We start from the raw sequence: 20,509 nt of genomic DNA, 5'->3' as shown, positions 1-20,509 counted from the left end.
TTGGTATTATGCGTATATAAAAAAGATATTTTTCCGGTACATTATTGCAGCTATCCATAGAAAGAGCAGAAGATATGTAACAGCGTAATAGCTGAATTTCTTGTTTTTATGTCGGATTGTGTACATCAGTATCCAGTTGATAAACACTCCGCCCATTAATTCAAAAAGATGTAACCGCATTTCCGGAACACGTCTTAACCCGTTCTTTGCGGCTCTTTTGTCCCATGAAAACAAAATGCAGCTAAGCACATTGATGATCCCTAAATATAAAATAACATATTGACTCATTAGTCGTTGAGTAGATCCGGTCTGAGGAGTTTAGTTCTTTCCATGGACTGTTGAAATTGCCATTCGTGAATTTTTCTTTCATGGCCCGACAGCAGAATTTCCGGCACTTTCCAGCCATTAAAGTCAGCCGGCCTTGTATAAACCGGTGGCGCCAGTAAGTTGTCCTGAAATGAATCAGAAAGGGCAGATTGTTCATCTCCGATAGCGCCAGGAATTAAGCGAACAATGGCATCAGTCATTACCGCGGCTGCCAATTCGCCACCCGTCAATACATAATCCCCGATGGATATTTCTTTGGTAATCAGGTGGTCTCTTACGCGTTGATCGATGCCTTTATAGTGCCCGCACAAGATAAGCAAATCGCCTCCCATCGAAAGCCTGTTGGCCAAGGGTTGTGCAAATTTTTCCCCATCCGGCGAAGTATAAATTATCTCGGCATAGTCGCGTTCTTCCTTTAGTGCTGTGATTGCTCTGAAAATCGGCTCTACCTGCATTACCATTCCGGCACCTCCTCCAAAAGCATAATCATCCACACGGTGATGTTTCTGGTCCGGCGAATAATCACGCAGGTTATGCACTACAATTTCAACTAAACCGTTGTCTTGGGCACGTTTTACAATAGAATGATTCAGAGGACTTTCTAATAATTCGGGAAGGACTGTGAGTATATCAATGCGCATATCTGCAATTTTGTTGCAAAAATAGCGATTTTTTGACGGGAAAGCAATTTCCTAAGTAGGATGCCATTCCAATTCAGAATTTGAGTGTAACTTGCTCTCTAAATTGATTTAAAAAGAAAAATCTCTAGCAACAATGCTTATGGATCGTTTATGAGCATTGTTGCAAGAGATTGAAAGAGTGGTTTACAGTAAATCGGTAAACCAATGCAGGTATGCGAATTGAGAACTGAGACTTACCAATAAAAACAGACCGGCCAACCAAAGCAGCAGAGCCACCCATTTTGACGTCGAAGATAGATGTGCGTCGCCCGATAGTACTTTTATGGCAATGTAAAACAGCATGTAGACAGGGACTCCGATTAAAACCAGAAGTGCCACAAGTACCATAGCAATGTTACCGGTGCTCAAAAAGCATGCGCTGACAGCTTCATTCGGGAAGTGGACAAAAAACCATGATGGTTCAATTAGTGAGAGAATTAATGCAATCACCAGTCCCATAACTATAATAGCTCCGGTCAGGCCTACAACGCCAGCAATAAAAGCAAACAACCCTTTGAAAAATCCACGGGCAACACGGTTCGCTGTTGAACCAACCTCTTGAACTCCGTGCTGAAATTCGTTTGATCGTACGTATCCTTCTACGTTGTCTTTTACACGGTAGGCTTCAGCTTTAATTTGCTCTTTTTTTTTATCAATATTTTCGGGTTTCACATAATCCTGAAACCGTTCTTTTACCTTGTTGGCTTCTGCTTTTATGTTTTCAATTGTTACATCAATTCCGTGCATCTCCATGCGTTGAGCAGTGGTTTCTGCTTTAGGAATAACAATCCAAAATAAAAGATATACAGGGACAAAAGTGCCAGCACTGGCTAATAATAATAAGCCGAAGAGAATTCTCAGCCAAACTACATCAATTCCTAAGTAGATAGAAAGTCCGCTTAAAACACCACCTAACAGTGCTTTTTCGGGGTCCCGATAAATACGTTTCGAAGATGAATGATAATAAGTTGAAGCAGATTCTTTCTTTTCCTCAGATTCGGGCTCTTCTTCTCCATAATCGGAGGGTCTTCCCATTATCCCGATGATCTCATTTACGAGTTCAATGGTAACCACTTGCCCTGATTTATTGAGTCGCTCTGTAAAGAGTTCGGCAATTCTCGCTTCAATGTCAGTCATAATCTCCGACTGTCCGTTTTCTTCCTGCAAGTGCTTAGATACAGCTTCAAGGTATTCGCTCAAAGCTTGGTATGCATCTTCATCAATTTGGAAAACAGTACAGTTCAGATTGATAGAAATTGTCTTTTTCATAATGGCGGTAGTTTTTTAGTCTTGCTGACTTTTTATATATGCAAAATTAATTCTTGTCTTTATAAAATATTCTTTAGTTGTTGACATTGTTACGAATTGCCGAAATTGTTTCGGATAATTCGTCCCATGCTTTTTCCAGTTCCAGTAAGAATAGTTCTCCCTTTTCTGTTAGTGAATAATATTTTCGGGGAGGACCCTGCGTGGATTCTTCCCACTGATAAGCTAGCAGATCACTATTTTTTAATCGCGTGAGTAACGGATAAAGGGTTCCTTCAACTACAATGATTTTGGCTTCTTTGAGTGCTGTGATAATATCTGAAGCATATGATGGCTTTTTGTCCAGAATTAACAGAATGCAATATTCAAGAATGCCTTTTCTCATTTGAGATTTTACATTATCTGCGTTCATGTTGTTCTTATGTTTGATATTTAATCGAATAAAGTTTTATATGTCTCCGTTGATTTCTTTTTACAGTACAAAGATAATGCAAAAAATAGTACATTGCAATACATAGAACTATATTTTTCCATTTGAACGCGAAAATGAGTCAATTGTAAAACTTTGCAAAATGTTGTTTGAAACTTATAAATGGACTTGCTTTGCTCGTTTTTTATGTATAAATTTGCGCCCATAAATGAATAAAAATTCACAATGGGAAAGAAAGACCGTTTAGACAAAATCAAGGAGATTATCGTTTCTTTCAATATCAGCAGTCAGGATGAACTGCTGAATGTCTTGAAAACAAGTGGTTTCGATTTGACTCAGGCCACGTTATCCCGTGATTTGAAGCAGCTGAAAGTTGCAAAAATTCCGACAGTAAGTGGTTATCGTTACTCTCTCTCGAGTAAAGTGGTAGAGTACGGCCGCGCAAAAAGTAACACAAAATCGACAAACCGTATTCCCGGAGGCATCCTTTCTATTGACTTTACCGGCACAATGGGGGTGATAAAGACAAGTCCCGGTTTTGCCAGTGCTTTGGCTTGGAGTATTGATAATTATGCAGATAACCGGATTTTGGGAACTATCGCGGGTGATGATACAATTTTTCTGGCTCTCAATGAAAAATCGTCCAGAAGAGAAGTCCTTTCCCTATTATCAGAACTTTTTCCTGAAATAAAAGCAGAAAAAACGACGTAAAAAACAATTGTTCATTGAAAAACAGAGGGCAGTTTGTAGCTACCTGAGTTATTATCAAGTTTCATTCCTAAAATGTAAAATATAAAATGTCAGAAGGAGCAAAAGTTGAAATTGTGGTTGCCAATGAAAGCCATTTAGGGTATGTTAATACCATATTGGACACGATTAGTGCAGCAGCCGCAAAAAGAGGAACCGGTATTGCTAAGCGTTCGCCCGAATATATTGAAAAGAAAATATTGGAAGGAAAAGCTATAATAGCATTAACCGAAGATGGTGAGTTTGCGGGTTTTTGCTACATCGAAAGTTGGGGCGATAAGCAATTTGTCGCTAATTCAGGTCTTATTGTTGTTGAAAAATTCCGAGGACAGGGATTGGCAAAAGCCATTAAGAAAAAATCGTTTGACTTGTCGAGAGAAAAATTTCCAAACGCAAAATTGTTTGGATTGACGACAGGACTGGCGGTTATGAAAATCAATTCTGAATTGGGTTACAGACCTGTGACTTTTTCAGAACTGACACACGACGAAGCCTTTTGGAAGGGTTGCGAAGCATGTGTGAATTTTGATATCCTGAAGCGCAATAACTATAAAATGTGTTTGTGTACAGGTATGCTGTATGATCCGGAAGAACATGCTACAGAAAAGAAAACACAGAGTGCATGGAAAAAAGTGTTTTCTCAGCTTTTCCCCAAACCCAAAAAGAAGACCGACAAGAAGGTGGTGAACGTAAAGTCAAAAGAATAAATAATTATCCTTCGCTTGCGAAGATACGATATAAAATATTATAGTATGAAAGAAAAATTAGTTTTGGCATTTAGTGGCGGGTTGGATACTTCGTTTTGTGCCAAATATTTATCAGTAGAGAAAGGCTATGAAGTTCATACGGCAATTGCAAATACCGGCGGATTTTCAGATGTGGAGTTGAAAAGTATTGAAGAACGAGCCTTTAAACTTGGGGCAGCTACTCACGCAACGCTTGATGTTACCAAGGAATATTATGAAAAAAGCATCAAATATATGGTATTCGGGAATGTACTTCGTAATGGTACATATCCTATTTCCGTAAGTTCTGAGCGTATTTTTCAGGCAATTGCAATTATTGAATATGCAAAGAAAATAGGTGCTAAATATGTAGCACACGGAAGCACTGGTGCTGGTAACGACCAGGTTCGTTTTGATCTTACATTTCAGGTTTTAGCCCCTGAAATTGAAATTATTACTCCGACTCGTGATATGACCCTTACTCGTGAATATGAGATTAATTATCTGAAGGAACACGGTTATGTGGCAGATTTTACAAAAATGGAATACTCCATTAATAAAGGCCTGTGGGGAACCAGTGTGGGTGGCAAAGAGACATTAAAATCGGATCAGACATTGCCGGAAGAAGCTTACCCAAGTCAGATTACAAAGAACGATGGAGAATTACTGACGATTGATTTCAATAAAGGCGAAATTTGTGGAGTAAACGGAGTGGCTTTTGAAGATAAAATTGAAGCCATTCGTGCTGTTGAAGCTGCCGGAGCTGCATATGGAGTCGGTCGTGACATGCACATCGGAGACACTATTATCGGAATTAAAGGTCGCGTAGGTTTTGAAGCAGCCGGAGCTCTTTTGATCATTAATGCTCATAAAATGCTTGAAAAGCATACGCTTACCAAGTGGCAACAATATTGGAAAGATCAGTTGGGTACCTGGTACGGCATGTTCCTGCATGAAGCTCAGTATCTCGAACCTGTAATGCGTGATATGGAGAAGTTTTTGGAGAGCACTCAGCAAAATGTAACCGGCACAGTTAAAATACAGTTGCGCCCTTACAGCTACACGTTGATAGGTGTTGAAAGTTCGTTTGACCTTATGAAAACGGATTTTGGAGAATATGGCGAAGTGAATCGTGCGTGGTCAGCTGATGATGTAAAAGGCTTTACCAAGATTCTTGCTAACCAAATGAAGATTTATTACAACGTACAAAAAAGAAACGAAAAATAATAACTCAGAAAATTCGTGCAAAAATCAGCAGCTTTTCCAGGAAAACTGCTGATTTTTTTTGTCAAAGCGATAAAATCGTTGGTCTGGGATAAGAACTCCACGAAAAAAATAGTATGTTTGCTTAAACTTAATAATTCGATTATGAGTTCACGCGTTAAATTAACTATTCAAGGTCTTATAAGCAGTAAAACGCAATACAATACTTATGCGTTGGTTTTGGGGGATGAGAGCCGCAAACGTCGTATTACAGTGATCATAGGACATGCTGAGGCGGAATCTATCGCATTGCAATTGCAAAATATAAAAACCCCACGTCCAATGACACATGACTTGATGTTGAATGCTTTATCCGGATTTAAAATTGAATTGGTGGAGGTAAATATTCACCATTTTGAAAAAGGGATATTTCATTCGGAACTGCTTCTTCTGAGTAATGAAAAGACACTTGTTGTTGACGCCAGAACATCCGATGCCGTTGCATTGGCAATACGTGCGTCGTGTCCCATATTCATAGAGAAGGACTTGTTCGATCAATATTCCATATCGTTAGACGAAGAAGAAAAAGAAGCGGAAGTAGTAGAAGAGGCCGATCAGGCTACTTATGAGGAACCATCGCTTGAAGAACTTGAAAAACGCTTACAACATGCTATTGCCAACGAACAATATGAAGAAGCAGCCCGTCTTCGGGACGAGATAAACCGCAAAAGAAATCCTAAAGATCCCAATCAATAAAATTTAGTAATGAAGAAAAATTCGATTCTGCTGCTTGGCGCTTTAATGAGTGCCATGAGTATTCATGCAGTATCTATAGTTCGTGTGACTATAGAAAACCCATCAGTATGGGAACAAAATAATGTCCCGGTAGTTGTGCCTGTCAGCAAATTAAGTGCTAAAAGCGGAGAAAAAATTGTTTCTGCTGCAGTTGTTGTGAATAAAAAGCAAATAGCTTCTCAGTTAGATGATCTGAACCGTGATGGTTCTGCTGATGAACTGGCCTTTCTGGTCAATTTGAAACCGAAACAAAAACTCACAGTGTCGGTGAAAGTGGCGGCAGATAGTTCTCTTTATAAGCAATTTCAGGAGAAAACACATGCTCAAATGTGGAGAAAAAACAAGCAAACCAAAGCGATAATTCCAACTATTGAAGAATCATCAACGACAGGGAATTTATATCAAAGTTTGCATCATCATGGGCCTGCTTTCGAGTCGGAATATATGGCATATAGATTATATTTTGATGAAAAACAGACTGTTGATTTATATGGTAAGAAAAAACATCGTCTGGAGTTGATGGATACGAAATGGTATCCTACGGACAAGCAAATTGCCGAAGGATATGGAGATGATATACTTTGGGTAAAAGCAACTGCCGGTTGTGGAACACTGAAAGGCTGGGATGGTGCAAAAGCGACTCATATTTCCCCTGTAAGTAATCGTACCGGGCGTATCATTGTAAGTGGTCCCGTACGCTCTATAATTGAAATGGAAGCGGATGGATGGCAGTATCAGGGTAAATCTATTGATATTAAACAGCGTTACATTATTTATGCCGGTCATCGTGACATTGAAGTGCAGGTTTCGCAAAATGCAACAACAACTTTGTGTGCAGGAGTTCAAACATTCTTTGATTCTTATGAAAAATTGACAGATACAAAAGGAATAGCCGCAATTTGGGGTACTGGCCTCCAATACCCGGTGACGGACAATCCGAGAACTAAACCACAAACTGTAGGATTGGCGGTATCTGTTCCTTCTGCCGTATTGAAAGAGTCAACGCAGGACAAAGATAACTTATTGCTTTTGCTTGAAGGGAAAAATTTCACCTACCATATTACAGCTGCCTGGGAGCAGGAAGAAGGTGGTTTTAAGCAGTCAAAGAGCTTCTTTGATTACGTAAAGAAATGGAATCAGGAACTACAAAATCCGGTAAAAGTGACAGTTCTTTTTTATTAACAAACAATGTTTTATACATAAATGGCCTGGTGGATAACTCCATCAGGCCATTATTTTATTCAGCTTCCTTTATGGGTATTTTGATGCTGAGAGTGTCTTGATTTATGTTTTTGTAGATCAGCGTCTGATAAATCAAATTGTTATTATTCAGAAGTTTAATTCGGTGTATTCCTTTGATCCATAGTGATGTGTCAAAGTCAAGATGGATTTCATTTAGAATGTTTTCGAAGGCAGAGCTATATACAATATGTCCGTATTCACTCTCCACAACTATTCTGAATATGCACCTTTCATCAGGTGCATGGAAAAGCTGACTTTTCCCAATGTTTTCAGTCATATTTATGAGATGTACTTGAGAAAATGCCAATTATCTTTTATAATCAGCAAAAATTAATAAGATTCCCTTCACTGTATACATAAACAAAAAGAAGCTAAGAATCAGGATGCCATTTCTGATTTTTATCTCTTCTCATTTTAGACAAAACGATCGACAGTTTGAATTAATTTTCTGCTTGCTTCATACTTTCGAGAACGCTTTGCCTGGTTTTTGGAAGGTAGCAGGAGCGACATCTCGTCGATCCCGCCTACACTAACCAAAATCTAATAACCAAAACTCTAAAAAGAGCAAAGATTATTGGGAATAATGTCTTGAAAAAACTCTTTAAATTTCTCTATGATTATTGAATGCAATTAAAATCCTCAAGGTTTTATTGGAGGATTAGTAGGATCATCATCTCCATCACCAAACACAACAGTGCCTTTGAAACATCCGAAGGTTAGGGTGAGAAGAACAAAACGTAATGTCTGTATTGTTTTCATAAACAAATTAATGATTATTGTTTCTGTAAAATTATTGGTTATTCGTTGATATTTGATTAAAAAACGGCAAAAATAGCATACCTATTTAAGAATTATTACATAATTCATAATGTGCAGTATACTAATGTTATATGTCGTATATTGGGCTTTTCTAGATACCTATTGATAAAATAGGCCACTTTTGCAAGGGGAAAACAGGCTTAAAAATTGGCGAGAAATTCGGTTAAATTAACTTCGTGTGGAATATTCAGTTTCTTTCGCAAGATGGTTCTCCGCATGTTATAAGATTTTGGGAGGATATCTAAAAGTGATGCTATAGATATATTATCGAATCCTGCCAGTAGCAGGCAGCAGATTAAAATATCGCTTTCGAGTAAATCGGGGAATGAAGTGGCTAACCGTTTTGAAATATTATTGTAAAGCAGGTCTACATTCTCGATAGTGTTTTTATAAAGAGCAGAGAGTGCTTCGTTTTGTTGGGTGACAAATTCTTTTTTTGTTTTGGTATTTTTGAAAACATCATCTTCTTTAATGAATGTAGATGCATTTTGCTTCAACAGGCTAATTGCCTTCAGGGCGTTTTGTTGTATATCAAACTGCTTTGTGAGAATGGTATTTTTTTCCTGTTCTTTTTTGACAAGTGCTTCTTCTTTAGATGTTAATAGCCGTTGTTGAATCAATAATTTTCGATGCTGACGATTTTTGAAGATGAATAACAACATGGCTACGCAGCTCAAAAGCAGAAGTAAAATAAGAATCAGAATATTTTTTCTTTGATTGTTGATAGTGAGAGACTGATTTTCACTTTGGTATTTTTGGTAGTTGTACTTTTTTTCTAATCCGGCAAAACTCTCAGAGAGGGACTTTTTATTCAGAGAATCAAGGATAAAAGCGTATTTCTTTTCGTATGTAAGAGCATTTTTGAAATCTCCCCGTTTTTCATGCAGGGTTTCCCATAATTCATAGTAGAATTTGATCCTATCCTCAGAAGGTGAGCACTTCGATAAATAGTAATGCGCAGAGTCTAATGCTCCGGTTTTAATATAAATTGAAGCCATGTTTATCCATTTGTTATAATCATAGCAGTCTGATGTCTTTGTGGATAAACGTGAATATTGAAGAGCTTTGGGATAGTCACCCATTTGATAATAAGTATAGCTGAGTTGTATGTATGCAGAAGATAATAAAAGGGGTTCATTTGTGTGTTTTGCAAGCTCCTCTGCTTTTAGATAATAAGCTAAAGCTCTATCAACACGTTTTGACATAGAACTGTTTACTCCCATATTTAATAAACAAATAACCGCGTTACGAGTGTCTTTTTGTTTTTGAAATGCCCGATAAGCCATATTTGTATAGCGATACATACTGTCCAGTTTATGCTGGCTCTTATACATTAATGATTTCGCATCCCACACGCAAGCCTGAAGCTTAAGGTTTTTACTGTTAATGGCATATTCCTGAGCTTTGAATAAGGCATCGGCTTCTCCTTGCGCGTTTCCCTTGCTTTTTTCGCATCTTGATAATAAATACCATGCGTAGCCGGCATTTACAGGGTCATTATTCCCAAAATAATTTGTTGCGTAACGGATTAGAGTGTCCGATGAAACTTCTATGTCGTTTTTTAAAAGAGCCTTATTCCAGAGTATAGCAAACAACGCTTTGTCTCCATTTGCGAGTTGTTTGTAGTTGGTAATTTTTTTGAGCAGCTTGAGCGCACTGTCGGGTTTTATTTGCATAAGGCTGTCAGCCTGTGTAAGTAAAAGCTTTTGTTCATGTGTAGAATGACTACATGACATGACTAACAGTGCATACATAAAAAGCAGGCACAGGAAACGGTACATTAAGCAGAATGGTTTAAATGGTTATTAATTTTGGCGGAACAAATTTAGTGAAAAAAATGTTTTTGAAAAATTATATCAGGGAATGATATAATTTACCTTGTTGGGTATTCCTTTCTTTCATTCTGCGTTGTAGTTTTACAACGAATTCGTAATTTTTTACTTTCCAATCTGGAGCTAAAAGTAAATGGTAGGGAGACAGAGACGTAAACCGTTCAATAGATATATCGGGATGAAGTAATTCCAGAAAATCAATACACAAATCAATATACTCATCAACTGAAAACAGACGGAACCATTCCGGATGTTTTATATATTGTTGAGCCATTGCAGTTCCTTTGATTAGCTGAAGTTGATGCAGTTTAATGGCGGTAAGTGGTAATTTTGATAAGTGCAAGGCGTGTGAGAGTAGGGTAGGCCGGTCTTCGCCGGGAAGTCCCAGTATAAGGTGTGCGGCTGTGTATATACCTCGTTCCGCGGTTGCACGAATGGCATTTTGCGCATTTTCAAATGTGTGACCGCGATTTATAAAGTTGAGAGTTTTATCGTTGGTCGATTCCACGCCATATTCAATCATTACGTAGCATTTGCGAGATAGTTTTTGAAAATAATCGAGAAGTTCTTCATTAACGCAGTCAGGTCTGGTGCCAATTACAAGGCCGATCACATCAGGATAAGTTAACGCTTCTTCGTATAAACTGATTAAATGGCGGAGTTCGCCGTAGGTATTGGTATAGGCCTGAAAATATGCCAGAAATTTTTGCTCTTCGTGCTTCTTTCTGAAAAACGAAATGCCTTCAGTTATTTGTTGCGTTACACTTTTATCCTGCATGCAATATTCAGGGTTAAAAGTTTGATTGTTGCAGTAAGTGCAACCTCCTTTTCCTACTTTTCCGTCCCGGTTTGGACATGTAAATCCGGCATTGATGGAAATCTTCTGAACACGAACACCTAATATTTCCCGGAGTCGTGTTGTGTAATCGTTGTAGGGTAGTGACATAGGAAGGCTTTTAAACAACAACAGAGCATAAGACAAGTTGAGTCTTAATGCTCTGTTAGTTATGAATTGTGCAGTTTTGTATTATCCGTTCATTGTTGCCAGAAATTCTTCATTGGTTTCTGTGCGTTCGAGACGTTCTTTCAAAAATTCCATTGCTTCAACAGGGTTCATGTCGGAAAGATACTTGCGCAAAATCCACATTCTGTTGAGTGTTTCAGCATCGTGGAGCAAATCGTCGCGACGGGTGCTTGACGACATAATGTCCACAGCCGGGAAAATACGCTTGTTCGACAATTTACGATCGAGCTGTAATTCCATATTACCGGTTCCTTTGAATTCTTCAAAGATCACATCATCCATTTTTGATCCGGTTTCAGTAAGCGCGGTAGCAATGATAGTGAGACTACCTCCGTTTTCAATGTTACGAGCTGCTCCGAAGAAGCGTTTTGGTTTGTGAAGAGCATTTGCGTCAACACCGCCGGACAAAACTTTTCCGGAAGCAGGCGCTACCGTGTTATAAGCACGTGCCAAACGGGTAATTGAGTCCAATAAGATTACCACATCGTGACCACATTCTACCAGACGTTTTGCTTTTTCAAGAACAATGTCGGCTACTTTTACGTGACGTTCTGCTGGTTCGTCGAATGTAGATGCAATCACTTCGGCATTTACGCTGCGTTCCATGTCGGTTACCTCTTCAGGACGTTCGTCAATAAGAAGTATAATCATGTAAACTTCAGGGTGGTTTGCCGATATGGCATTTGCAATATCCTTTAATAATATAGTTTTACCGGTTTTCGGTTGAGCAACAATCAAACCACGCTGACCTTTACCAATCGGTGAAAACAAATCGACAACACGAACCGATAGCGGGTCATTTTTGCGGGTTGTCAGGTTGAATTTTTCATCCGGGAAAAGTGGAGTAAGGTGGTCGAAAGCCAAACGATCGCGCACAAATTCGGGAGTGCGGCCGTTGATTTTTGTAACCTTTATAAGCGGGAAGTACTTTTCACCTTCTTTTGGAGGGCGAATGGCACCTTCTACGGTATCTCCTTTTTTAAGCCCGAAAAGTTTTATTTGCGACTGAGAAACGTAAATGTCGTCAGGTGAAGTAAAATAGTTATAATCCGGAGAACGCAGAAAACCATAACCGTCCTGCATTGGTTCAAATACGCCGGATCCGGTAAGAATGCCTTCAAATTCGTAAGGCTTTTCGGTCGGTTCGCTATTTTGCTTTTTCTGGTTGCCCTGATTGTTTTGGTTCTGATAATTCTGATTAGAATTATTGTTGCTATTTTGTGGGCGTTGTTGCCTGTTTTGCTGATTTTGATTTGTGACAACAGGAGCTTCAATGATCTGAGGCTCTTGTGATACAGTAACTTCTGCAACCGGAGAAAATTCTTGTTCTTCGGGCGTGCTTTCAGCTACAATCTCCGAAGTGTCTTTTACGGGTTGTTTTGCATAAACAGGTGCTGGTTTAGGCATATCCTGCTTGGGTTGTTGATTCTTCTGCTTTTGCTGTTGTCTTGGTTTTTGATTTTGAGGAGTTGTTGTTTCCTTTGAAATCTCTTGCTTTTGAGAGGAGGGTGAAGTTGCAACAGAGCTTTCTTTTTTAGGGGAGGGAGTTGGTTGTGCAGGAGATGCAGCTTTTTGTGGTTCCCCGCTACTTCCGGCAACTGGTTTGTTGTTGCTTTTCATGCGTGTTCTTCGTTTTTTTGCATCATCACCATCTTTTACCTCCGCTTTTTTTTCTGCGGCTTTGGTAATAGCCTGCTCATCAAGAATCCTGTAAACCAGCTCATCTTTTGACAACGACTCGAAGCGTTTAATCTGCATGTCGTTGGCAATAGCTTTCAGGTCAGCAAGATCTTTTTCTCTTAGTTCTAGAATGTTATACATATTTTTGTTTGTGGTAATTTTGTGCTGAGCACAAGCAGTTCTAATATCGGAATCGTTCAGAGTCCGGAAGTATTTTTGTAAATTGAAATGGGATTTTTGTGAATGATAGGTACAAAAGACGAAGTAGCTCGTGAAGTTTTGCGATGCAAAGATATATATTTTTTATAAATCACACAATATCTTTTGATAAACTGATTTTTATCATTTTTTTTGAATTGTCGTCGATTTTAAAACGATCGTCGATGCGATATCCAATAACCCAAACAATCTGATCTTCAGATGTTAGTAGCCAACAATTTTCTTTTTCAAGCAGATTGAATTTCTTATCGATAAAAAAATCACTTAATTTCTTTTTGCCTTTCATTCCTAAGGGATAAAAGAAGTCTCCTTCTTTAGGGCGTCTTATCTTAAGAGGAAAAGTGAGCTTTTCAAAATCGATACAGGCAACATTGTTGTTTTTTACAATGCTGGTTGTTTCAATACTGATAGGTTGTGATAAAACAAGATTGATCGGTTTGTTTATACTGAATGTATCTTCTGATATTGAATAAGTTGAGCTATCAACTGATATATAGGGAGTTACTAATAGATAATTTCTGTCTTTAATTGCTCTGTGTGTTGAGGAAAAGAATGACTTACCTGATTCTCCATCAATATGATACAGGATGTCATTTACTGTTGCGTCATTGAAATTATAAGGTTTAAGCAGCTCAAAGAGAAAATAATGTGTATTTGTTTGATTTCGCAATTTGCTTATGGAGATTGAAATGTAGCCCTCATGATCAATTACAGCCTCTTTTTTAAACGATTCAATAAGAGTATTTGCCACTTCACTCAGTTCTCCTAATCGAGTGAAGTTGTCCATCATTATTTGCCTGAATGAAGGATTAAATGATTCGAAAATCGGAATCAATGAATGTCGAATTTTATTGCGAATAATCAACTGATCGAAATTCGACAAATCTATTCGCGATTGTAAATGGTTGATGGATATGTAGTTGTTTATATCGTCTCTGGAGACCGATAGAAAAGGTCGTATAATGCTGCCTTGCTTAGGTTGAATTCCCAACAACCCACGCAACCCGGTGCCTCTGGAAAGGTTGATGAAGAAAGTTTCAATAGAGTCATCAAGGTGGTGAGCAATAGCAATTGCATCTGCATTTTGCTCTTGTTTTAATACGTCAAACCAATCATACCTGAGATCGCGTGCTGCCATTTCAATTGAAATTCCTTTTTCTTTGGCAAACGTTTTAGTATCAAATGATGTTGAGAAAAAGGGGATGTGCCATTTTTCGGCAAAATCTTTTACGAAAGCTTCGTCAGTATCCGATTCAATTCCACGTAAATGGAAATTGCAGTGAGCTACTATACATTCATAACCAGCATTATGTAAAAAATGAAGCAATGCGATGGAATCAGCTCCGCCGCTAACTCCCACAATCAGTTTTGCTCCTTCGCTGCAAAGTTGATGGGCTTTAATATACGATATGACTTTGTGGGAAAATTCCATTTGGGGATTTATCGCTTTTCTATAAGAGCTTCAATTTCAGTTTGCCGGGCTTGTATGTAAAGATTTTGAGGTTTGTTTATCAGTCCGTTCACTTCTCTTTCAAGACGTAAGATTTCAGGCTGAATTTTACTTCTTTCTTCTGCTGACTCTGTAGCGCTATAGGCTGAACGCTGCTGGTTCAACTCACCTTGTAGTCTCGTTTGTGCTTTTTCCAACGAATCTGCCTGTAAATATATTTCACGGGCTTTAGCACTCTTAAACTGGTCTATTGATGTGTAGCTAATAGTGTCATTGACCCTGAATTCCATAGAGGGTTTGACAGTTGCAGGCAAATCCTGTTCTACTGTATTGCGAGCGATCGTTTTGGGTGCTTTACCTTTTTTGTAGCTTTTCAATTGAGCTGCAAGTCTCAGGTAATTAGTGTCGGAACTCTGTATTAGCTTTTTCTCCGGATTGGTTAGGTATTTGTAAATCATTACTTTCCCTTCCGGCTGCGAACGGTCTGTGGCAAACCAACCAAGATTATTGATCTCATCAACCACCATCAAATAATCATTTGCCGTAGAGTTGAATGGAAACCCTAAATTCTGTGGCGCGTAATAATTGTTGTCTTTTGAGTTGAAACGGGTAATAAACAGATCGTATCCTCCAAGCGAATTAGCGCCTTGCGCTGCAAAATAGAGCGTAACTCCGTCGGACGAAACAAACGGGTAATTAATTATATTGCCGGTTCCGTTTACCTGATCGCTCAGAGGTATTGGTTCGCTCCATGAATCAATCATCTGAAAAGTACCGTATAGACCGAGCTTGTGCTTCAAACTGTCTGCAAAAACAACTCTGTCGCCGCGTTGTGATTTATAAGCCATGGCACCATCGGGAGCATTTTTGCGTATTTGCTTTGAAGGTATTATCGTGCCAAGATCTTTTCCCATTGAGTAATATTTGTAGAATTCATTTTTGGCAACCTGCATGCTGTCGATAATAGTAATGGACTCTACGTGTTGCAATAGCTGCGCTCCGATTTTGGCTTTTTCAAGTAGTTTGTTGAGTTTTGCAGCTTCTGCCGGCATCGCCTTGGGTGATGAAAGATAAGCCTCAATATTTGAAATAGCTTCATCAAAATGATATTGTTCAAAACACAATTCACACAACAAAGGATAGGCAGCTGCTATTTTTTTATTGACGGCTATTTGTAAGGATTTAATCGCTTCCTCTTTATTCCCGAGTTTGTTTTGACACTGTCCATATCCATAGTTTGCGGCACCATCATTGGGGCGTTTTTTGAGAATATTCCCGAAAACCCGTGAGGCTTCGGAATATCGCTGGCTGTTGAGCAGGCTCTCACCTTCAGCTATGGTTTGTGCGTTGACAGAAAGAGAAAAAAAGAAAAGAACCAAAGCGATAATAGAGTGTTGGCGCATAGTTCAATATTTTGAAAGAGGGTTACGGAAGCCGTTTTGTTGCCTTTTTTGTGAGAAACAATGATGCTTCGTCTCAGTTAAATGATTGAGAATAAAATTAGTGAGTTTTCAAACAGATTGTCCTGTTTTGTATGCAAAAGTAATTTTTTTCATCGGATGCATCACAAGAAACCCGAGATTATTTTTGTGTGCAACGTGAAAATTACATTGTTCTGTTGGAGGGCTCTTTTTTTGTCAATTAATTCAGATTTTCATTGTTCTACACTAAATAAATGATACCTTTGTGAAAAATTTTTCAGTACAAATATAATTATGGATTCAATTAACTGGTCGGAACTTTCATTTGGTTATATGCCAACGGATTATAATGTTCGTTGTACTTACAAAGATGGCCAATGGGGAGAAATTGAAGAAACAACCGACTCTACTATTACGTTGCACATGGCAGCAACTTGTCTGCACTACGGACAAGAGGCATTTGAGGGTTTGAAAGCATTTCGTGGTAAAGATGGTAAGATTCGTATTTTCCGTATCGAGGAAAACGCGAAACGTCTACAATCTACATCAGATGGTATTATGATGGCGAAGTTGCCAATCGAGAAATTCGAAGAAGCCGTGAAACGAGTGGTGAAATTGAATGAACGTTTTGTGCCTCCTTATGAAAGTGGAGCCTCTCTTTATATTCGTCCATTATTGATTGGTACGAGTGCTCAGGTTGGCGTGAAGCCTTCCAATGAATATTTGTTCATGATATTTGTAACTCCTGTTGGACCTTACTTCAAAGGTGGTTTCCAGACAACTCCGGTAGTTATTCTTCGTCAATTTGACCGTGCGGCTCCACTTGGAACAGGTACATTTAAGGTTGGCGGTAACTATGCTGCCAGTTTGGTTGCCGGAGAGAAAGCTCACTCAATGGGTTATTCGTCAGTTCTTTATCTTGATGCTAAAGAAAAGAAATATGTTGACGAATGCGGTCCTGCTAATTTCTTCGGAATCAAGCAAAATACATACGTTACTCCGGAATCGACTTCTATACTCCCGTCTATTACCAATAAAAGTCTGATGCAATTGGCTGAAGATATGGGTATGACCGTTGAACGTCGTCAAATCCCTGAAGAAGAACTGGGTACTTTTGAAGAAGCCGGTCAATGTGGTACGGCTGCTGTTATCAGCCCTATTTCCCGCATCGATGATGTGGATCAAAATAAATCGTATGTCATCTCTAAGGATGGTACTCCGGGTCCGATTTCAAGAAAATTGTACGAACATTTGCGAGCCATTCAGTATGGTGATGAACCGGATACTCATGGCTGGGTTACAGTTTTAGACTAATCTCATAATTGATTATATAAAAGCATCGCTCGCTGTGGGTGATGCTTTTTCTGTTATTATCAGTGCTTTTTTATAGTTTGATATGCTCTTTAACTCGATAGACTTCGCGTTCTTTTTTTGCATTGTATTTCTGCTTTACTGGTTTCCTCTTCGAAAATCTTTAAAGGGACAAAACTGGCTTCTGATGATTGCCAGTTACTATTTTTATAGTTGCTGGGATATCAGGTTTCTTTCTCTGCTTGCATTATCAACATTTCTCTGCTTCGTTACCGGCTTGCAGATTCATAAAACAGAATCAAAGAACGGGAGAAAAACATGGTTATGGTCGGGCGTCGCGATCAATCTGGGACTTCTCGGCTTTTTCAAATACTATAATTTTTTTGCCGAATCGCTGTCGGGTTTGTTAAAGACGGCCGGTTTTGCCACTGAAATATCTTCTCTCAATATTATTCTTCCGGTCGGAATATCGTTTTATACGTTTCATGGGCTGTCGTATATTTTTGATATTTACAACGATAAAATAAAGCCTACCCGTAATTTTGTTGACTATTCGCTTTTCGTTTCGTTCTTTCCGTTATTAATTGCCGGGCCAATCGAGCGCGCAACTCACCTTTTGCCTCAGGTATCGCGACCACGGGAATTTAACTATGATCGGGCGGTAGATGGCTTGAAACAAATTCTTTGGGGATTGTTCAAAAAAATGGTAATTGCCGACAATTGTGCGCAATATGCCAATCAGATTTTTACTCATTCCGAAGCGTATTCGGGAAGTACATTGGTGGTGGGAGCTGTCTTTTTTGCAATACAGATATACGGCGATTTTTCGGGATATACTGATATTGCCTTGGGTACGGCGCGTCTGCTGGGTTTTGAACTACTTCGTAATTTTGCTTATCCCTATTTTTCGCGCGATATTGCCGAGTTCTGGCGTCGCTGGCACATATCGCTTTCCTCTTGGTTTCGCGATTATCTCTATATTCCGTTAGGCGGAAGCCGTGGCGGTATGTGGGCAAAAATCCGCAATACCTTTATCATTTTTGTGGTGAGCGGATTTTGGCATGGCGCTAACTGGACATTTATCGTTTGGGGTGCACTGAATGCTCTGTTTATGATGCCTTTGGTGGTGTTCAAAATGAATCGAAATCATATTGATGTTGTGGCAAAAGGAAAAACATTGCCATCATTGCGTGAAGGCGGAGAAATGCTTTTGACATTTTCATTGGCGGTTTTTGCCTGGATATTTTTTCGTGCCGAGGATATGAGTCATGCATTTTCATATTTAGGAGGAATTTTCAGTAAATCGTTATTTTCTCTGCCTCAGGTATGGCCGTGGTTGACCATCGTTTTTGTGCTTTTCTTTTTTGCCGTCGAATGGAGAGGAAGAGAATATTCGTACGCTTTGGGAGGAGTTGCCGGCGATTTGCATAAGGCTTGGCGCTGGAGTCTTTATTATGCCATCTTTATTGTGATAATATTATTCAGAGGTAGTGGGCAGCATTTTATTTATTTCCAATTTTAAGAGTGTATGATGCAGCCGCAAATGAAACGTTTTCTTAAGAAGTTCCTTCTGTTTACTTCTCCTATACTGCTCTTCTGGATTACGGAAGCTTTTATTTTACCGCCCAATTTCTTTACGTACAGGCTTTGGGAGAGCCTGCTCTATTCGAGTCAGATTCCACGCGTGGGGCCGTTTTATCCGAATACAACGCTCGATATGACCGAGCAAGGTGATTTGGGGCACCATACGGCTAAAGCGGTTAATAAAAAAGTGGTATGGAAAACAGACGAGTGGGGGTTCAGAAATGATCATTTTATTGCCAATCCTGATGTGCTGATAATTGGCGATTCATTTGTGGCAGGAACAGGATTGAGTCAGGATGAGACATTGACTGCTAAATTAACGAATCTGACAGAAGGGAAATTGCGCATATACAACATGGCGCCTTCCACGCTTGATGATATGATATATCTGATCCAAAACGGCATCATGCACAAACCAAAACTACTTATCTTTTCAATGGTGGAACGCAATGTGCCAAAACCGGTAACGGGGCAGTTGAGTCGACCATTCGATATCAATACAGCTTCGTATAATGTGAAGCGAAAATTATATGGACTGACTGGTTTTGACGCTTTTTACGATCGATTGACTCGTTTTTATAATGTGCGTTGGGCACAGGCGCGTATTAACCGTCAGCAGGGGGGAGGATTGGTATCACCGGTAGATCATCACATGTTGTTTTTGCAGGGGAAAAAGTCGTTGGCAAAAGCCGATGCACGGCTGAAATCAGTAACCAAAGCGTTGGTTTCTTATAAGAAATATTGCGACTCTCAACAAATCGATTTTTTGTTTCTGCCGATGCCAAACAAAGAAACAGTTTATTACGATTTAGTACCTTTTCCATCGCAACCGGATTATTTATTCCGGCTTGACTCTATTCTTAAACGCGAAGGTATAACTACTCTAAATATGCTTCCTCTTTACAATTATGAACGCAGTAAAGGTTCATTGCTGTATCATTCCGATGATTCGCACTGGAATGGATATGCAGCACAACTGGTTGCAAATGAGCTAAAAAAATATTTGAGCACCAAAAGCTTGTGATAATTGAGAAATGTAAATTCACTCTGATTTACCTCGATGAAGAAGCCTTATATTTCGGTGAATTTTAAAATAATTTCTTCTTTGCCTTCAGGTTGCGAAATCTCATAAGTGCCTTTGTAAGTCAGTTGTACATTGTTTAGATTGGCCGATGTTGCCAATGATCGCAACAAGGAAAGCCTGTCTGTGGCATTGCATTCGTGATTGAACCAGCAATTCCAGTAATTTGACGATTGTCCGTCAAACTGGATGATAAACAGCGCATGATCAGAAAATACAAGGTCTTCGTAAGCATATGCAATATCAAGTCCGGTACCGTCTTTAACCACAAAACGGACTTTTTCTAGTTCATAGAACTCAATTTTATCTTCAGGGAGTAATGCAGCTTCACTCATCATTTCTGTTGTCATAATAATTTAAGCAAATAAATGGAACCATAATTCTGTTTGTTTTACTTCATCGGCCTCGTCATACGTCTGGCATTTGAATAACGACATGGTGACAGCTTCTTCAAATTCCATCTCGGTAAAACCGATACCTTCGTTGTGGAGCAGTTCAAGTAAGTCAGACTTAGAACGGCATTTGTAACATGCTTTCCGTAATGGTGCGTGCTTGCTCACATTGCGGATGAAAATCAGTGCATTTTGGAGTGACATGGTAAGAATAATTTCGTTTTAGTACTTTAAGTCATATGCAATTATTGTGCCATTCTGTATAATATGCAGATTATTAG

The 20,509-nt window shown here is 39.1% G+C and carries 19 protein-coding genes; 8 read left to right on the top strand and 11 right to left on the bottom strand.

Features of this window, described 5'->3' with window-relative positions:
* Nucleotides 1-6 precede the first annotated feature (6 nt).
* The 4 genes from F8N35_RS14580 to F8N35_RS12460 form a co-directional block, all read right to left on the bottom strand.
* Nucleotides 7-288 carry a DUF1294 domain-containing protein gene (locus F8N35_RS14580; RefSeq protein WP_363928385.1) on the bottom strand — a complete coding sequence of 94 codons (282 nt, stop codon included), beginning with the start codon at nt 286-288 and terminating at the stop codon, nt 7-9.
* Nucleotides 288-968 (bottom strand): tRNA (guanosine(37)-N1)-methyltransferase TrmD, encoded by a 681-nt coding sequence (trmD, locus tag F8N35_RS12470; RefSeq protein ID WP_293053542.1) that lies wholly within the window; start codon nt 966-968, stop codon nt 288-290. The genes F8N35_RS14580 and trmD overlap by 1 nt, the downstream gene beginning before the upstream one ends.
* A 183-nt stretch (nt 969-1,151) precedes the next feature.
* Nucleotides 1,152-2,276, bottom strand: coding sequence for a PspC domain-containing protein (locus tag F8N35_RS12465; protein WP_293053540.1), 1,125 nt, complete (start codon nt 2,274-2,276; stop codon nt 1,152-1,154).
* Nucleotides 2,277-2,349: 73 nt separating this feature from the next.
* On the bottom strand, nt 2,350-2,685 hold the full coding sequence (locus F8N35_RS12460) for a PadR family transcriptional regulator (RefSeq protein WP_293053537.1): 336 nt from the start codon (nt 2,683-2,685) through the stop codon (nt 2,350-2,352).
* 243 nt (nt 2,686-2,928) lie between these two features.
* On the opposite strand from F8N35_RS12460, the gene F8N35_RS12455 reads away from it, so the two are divergent.
* The 5 genes from F8N35_RS12455 to F8N35_RS12435 all read left to right on the top strand — a co-directional run bounded on the left by F8N35_RS12455 (nt 2,929) and on the right by F8N35_RS12435 (nt 7,355).
* Nucleotides 2,929-3,414 carry a hypothetical protein gene (locus F8N35_RS12455; protein WP_293053534.1) on the top strand — a complete coding sequence of 162 codons (486 nt, stop codon included), beginning with the start codon at nt 2,929-2,931 and terminating at the stop codon, nt 3,412-3,414.
* An 86-nt stretch (nt 3,415-3,500) separates the two neighbouring features.
* Complete coding sequence (locus tag F8N35_RS12450) at nt 3,501-4,157, top strand: GNAT family N-acetyltransferase (RefSeq protein WP_293053532.1); 657 nt, start codon at nt 3,501-3,503, stop codon at nt 4,155-4,157.
* A 45-nt stretch (nt 4,158-4,202) separates the two neighbouring features.
* Nucleotides 4,203-5,402: an argininosuccinate synthase domain-containing protein gene (locus tag F8N35_RS12445; RefSeq protein WP_293053529.1), complete on the top strand. Its 1,200-nt coding sequence runs from the start codon at nt 4,203-4,205 to the stop codon at nt 5,400-5,402.
* 141 nt (nt 5,403-5,543) lie between these two features.
* Complete coding sequence (locus F8N35_RS12440) at nt 5,544-6,134, top strand: bifunctional nuclease family protein (protein WP_293053526.1); 591 nt, start codon at nt 5,544-5,546, stop codon at nt 6,132-6,134.
* A gap of 9 nt (nt 6,135-6,143) precedes the next feature.
* Nucleotides 6,144-7,355: a DUF4861 domain-containing protein gene (locus F8N35_RS12435; protein ID WP_293053524.1), complete on the top strand. Its 1,212-nt coding sequence runs from the start codon at nt 6,144-6,146 to the stop codon at nt 7,353-7,355.
* 1,019 nt (nt 7,356-8,374) lie between these two features.
* Here the strand turns inward: F8N35_RS12435 and F8N35_RS12430 are convergent.
* From F8N35_RS12430 to F8N35_RS12410, 5 genes are all read right to left on the bottom strand, one after another.
* Nucleotides 8,375-10,015: a tetratricopeptide repeat protein gene (locus F8N35_RS12430; RefSeq protein ID WP_293053521.1), complete on the bottom strand. Its 1,641-nt coding sequence runs from the start codon at nt 10,013-10,015 to the stop codon at nt 8,375-8,377.
* A 70-nt stretch (nt 10,016-10,085) separates the two neighbouring features.
* A complete protein-coding gene (locus tag F8N35_RS12425; RefSeq protein ID WP_293053518.1) occupies nt 10,086-11,012 on the bottom strand; it encodes a TIGR01212 family radical SAM protein in 927 nt (308 codons plus the stop codon).
* An 81-nt stretch (nt 11,013-11,093) separates the two neighbouring features.
* Nucleotides 11,094-12,911 (bottom strand): transcription termination factor Rho, encoded by a 1,818-nt coding sequence (gene rho, locus F8N35_RS12420; RefSeq protein WP_293053515.1) that lies wholly within the window; start codon nt 12,909-12,911, stop codon nt 11,094-11,096.
* 169 nt (nt 12,912-13,080) lie between these two features.
* Nucleotides 13,081-14,421, bottom strand: coding sequence for a tRNA lysidine(34) synthetase TilS (gene tilS, locus F8N35_RS12415; protein ID WP_293053512.1), 1,341 nt, complete (start codon nt 14,419-14,421; stop codon nt 13,081-13,083).
* Between the two features lie 8 nt (nt 14,422-14,429).
* Entirely contained in the window at nt 14,430-15,842 is a 1,413-nt protein-coding gene (locus tag F8N35_RS12410) for a tetratricopeptide repeat protein (protein ID WP_293053510.1), read from the bottom strand.
* A 312-nt stretch (nt 15,843-16,154) separates the two neighbouring features.
* Here F8N35_RS12410 and F8N35_RS12405 point away from each other — a divergent pair, with 312 nt between their 5' ends.
* The 3 genes from F8N35_RS12405 to F8N35_RS12395 all read left to right on the top strand — a co-directional run bounded on the left by F8N35_RS12405 (nt 16,155) and on the right by F8N35_RS12395 (nt 19,779).
* A complete protein-coding gene (locus F8N35_RS12405) occupies nt 16,155-17,174 on the top strand; it encodes a branched-chain amino acid aminotransferase (protein ID WP_293053509.1) in 1,020 nt (339 codons plus the stop codon).
* Between the two features lie 82 nt (nt 17,175-17,256).
* On the top strand, nt 17,257-18,693 hold the full coding sequence (locus F8N35_RS12400) for an MBOAT family O-acyltransferase (protein ID WP_293053506.1): 1,437 nt from the start codon (nt 17,257-17,259) through the stop codon (nt 18,691-18,693).
* Between the two features lie 21 nt (nt 18,694-18,714).
* The gene (locus tag F8N35_RS12395; RefSeq protein ID WP_293053503.1) at nt 18,715-19,779 is read left to right on the top strand and encodes a hypothetical protein; all 1,065 of its coding nucleotides are present in this window, start codon (nt 18,715-18,717) and stop codon (nt 19,777-19,779) included.
* A gap of 47 nt (nt 19,780-19,826) precedes the next feature.
* On the opposite strand, the gene F8N35_RS12390 is transcribed toward F8N35_RS12395, so the two are convergent.
* Nucleotides 19,827-20,186, bottom strand: a complete 360-nt coding sequence (locus F8N35_RS12390; protein ID WP_293053500.1) for a hypothetical protein — start codon at nt 20,184-20,186, stop codon at nt 19,827-19,829.
* 6 nt (nt 20,187-20,192) lie between these two features.
* Nucleotides 20,193-20,432 (bottom strand): hypothetical protein, encoded by a 240-nt coding sequence (locus F8N35_RS12385; RefSeq protein ID WP_293053498.1) that lies wholly within the window; start codon nt 20,430-20,432, stop codon nt 20,193-20,195.
* Nucleotides 20,433-20,509 lie beyond the last annotated feature (77 nt).

This window comes from Paludibacter sp. (assembly GCF_009712605.1).
Taxonomy (GTDB): domain Bacteria; phylum Bacteroidota; class Bacteroidia; order Bacteroidales; family Paludibacteraceae; genus Microbacter.
Note: the sequence above shows the minus strand (reverse complement) of the source record. Positions and strands in the feature narration are given on the sequence as shown.

Excerpts from the sequence above, each read along its gene's own strand:
- F8N35_RS14580 (WP_363928385.1), bottom strand. The coding sequence starts at position 288 with ATGAGTCAATATGTTATTTTATATTTAGGGATCATCAATGTGCTTAGC.
- trmD (WP_293053542.1), bottom strand. The coding sequence starts at position 968 with ATGCGCATTGATATACTCACAGTCCTTCCCGAATTATTAGAAAGTCCT.
- F8N35_RS12465 (WP_293053540.1), bottom strand. The coding sequence starts at position 2,276 with ATGAAAAAGACAATTTCTATCAATCTGAACTGTACTGTTTTCCAAATT.
- F8N35_RS12460 (WP_293053537.1), bottom strand. The coding sequence starts at position 2,685 with ATGAACGCAGATAATGTAAAATCTCAAATGAGAAAAGGCATTCTTGAA.
- F8N35_RS12455 (WP_293053534.1), top strand. The coding sequence starts at position 2,929 with ATGGGAAAGAAAGACCGTTTAGACAAAATCAAGGAGATTATCGTTTCT.
- F8N35_RS12450 (WP_293053532.1), top strand. The coding sequence starts at position 3,501 with ATGTCAGAAGGAGCAAAAGTTGAAATTGTGGTTGCCAATGAAAGCCAT.
- F8N35_RS12445 (WP_293053529.1), top strand. The coding sequence starts at position 4,203 with ATGAAAGAAAAATTAGTTTTGGCATTTAGTGGCGGGTTGGATACTTCG.
- F8N35_RS12440 (WP_293053526.1), top strand. The coding sequence starts at position 5,544 with ATGAGTTCACGCGTTAAATTAACTATTCAAGGTCTTATAAGCAGTAAA.
- F8N35_RS12435 (WP_293053524.1), top strand. The coding sequence starts at position 6,144 with ATGAAGAAAAATTCGATTCTGCTGCTTGGCGCTTTAATGAGTGCCATG.
- F8N35_RS12430 (WP_293053521.1), bottom strand. The coding sequence starts at position 10,015 with ATGTACCGTTTCCTGTGCCTGCTTTTTATGTATGCACTGTTAGTCATG.
- F8N35_RS12425 (WP_293053518.1), bottom strand. The coding sequence starts at position 11,012 with ATGTCACTACCCTACAACGATTACACAACACGACTCCGGGAAATATTA.
- rho (WP_293053515.1), bottom strand. The coding sequence starts at position 12,911 with ATGTATAACATTCTAGAACTAAGAGAAAAAGATCTTGCTGACCTGAAA.
- tilS (WP_293053512.1), bottom strand. The coding sequence starts at position 14,421 with ATGGAATTTTCCCACAAAGTCATATCGTATATTAAAGCCCATCAACTT.
- F8N35_RS12410 (WP_293053510.1), bottom strand. The coding sequence starts at position 15,842 with ATGCGCCAACACTCTATTATCGCTTTGGTTCTTTTCTTTTTTTCTCTT.
- F8N35_RS12405 (WP_293053509.1), top strand. The coding sequence starts at position 16,155 with ATGGATTCAATTAACTGGTCGGAACTTTCATTTGGTTATATGCCAACG.
- F8N35_RS12400 (WP_293053506.1), top strand. The coding sequence starts at position 17,257 with ATGCTCTTTAACTCGATAGACTTCGCGTTCTTTTTTTGCATTGTATTT.
- F8N35_RS12395 (WP_293053503.1), top strand. The coding sequence starts at position 18,715 with ATGAAACGTTTTCTTAAGAAGTTCCTTCTGTTTACTTCTCCTATACTG.
- F8N35_RS12390 (WP_293053500.1), bottom strand. The coding sequence starts at position 20,186 with ATGACAACAGAAATGATGAGTGAAGCTGCATTACTCCCTGAAGATAAA.
- F8N35_RS12385 (WP_293053498.1), bottom strand. The coding sequence starts at position 20,432 with ATGTCACTCCAAAATGCACTGATTTTCATCCGCAATGTGAGCAAGCAC.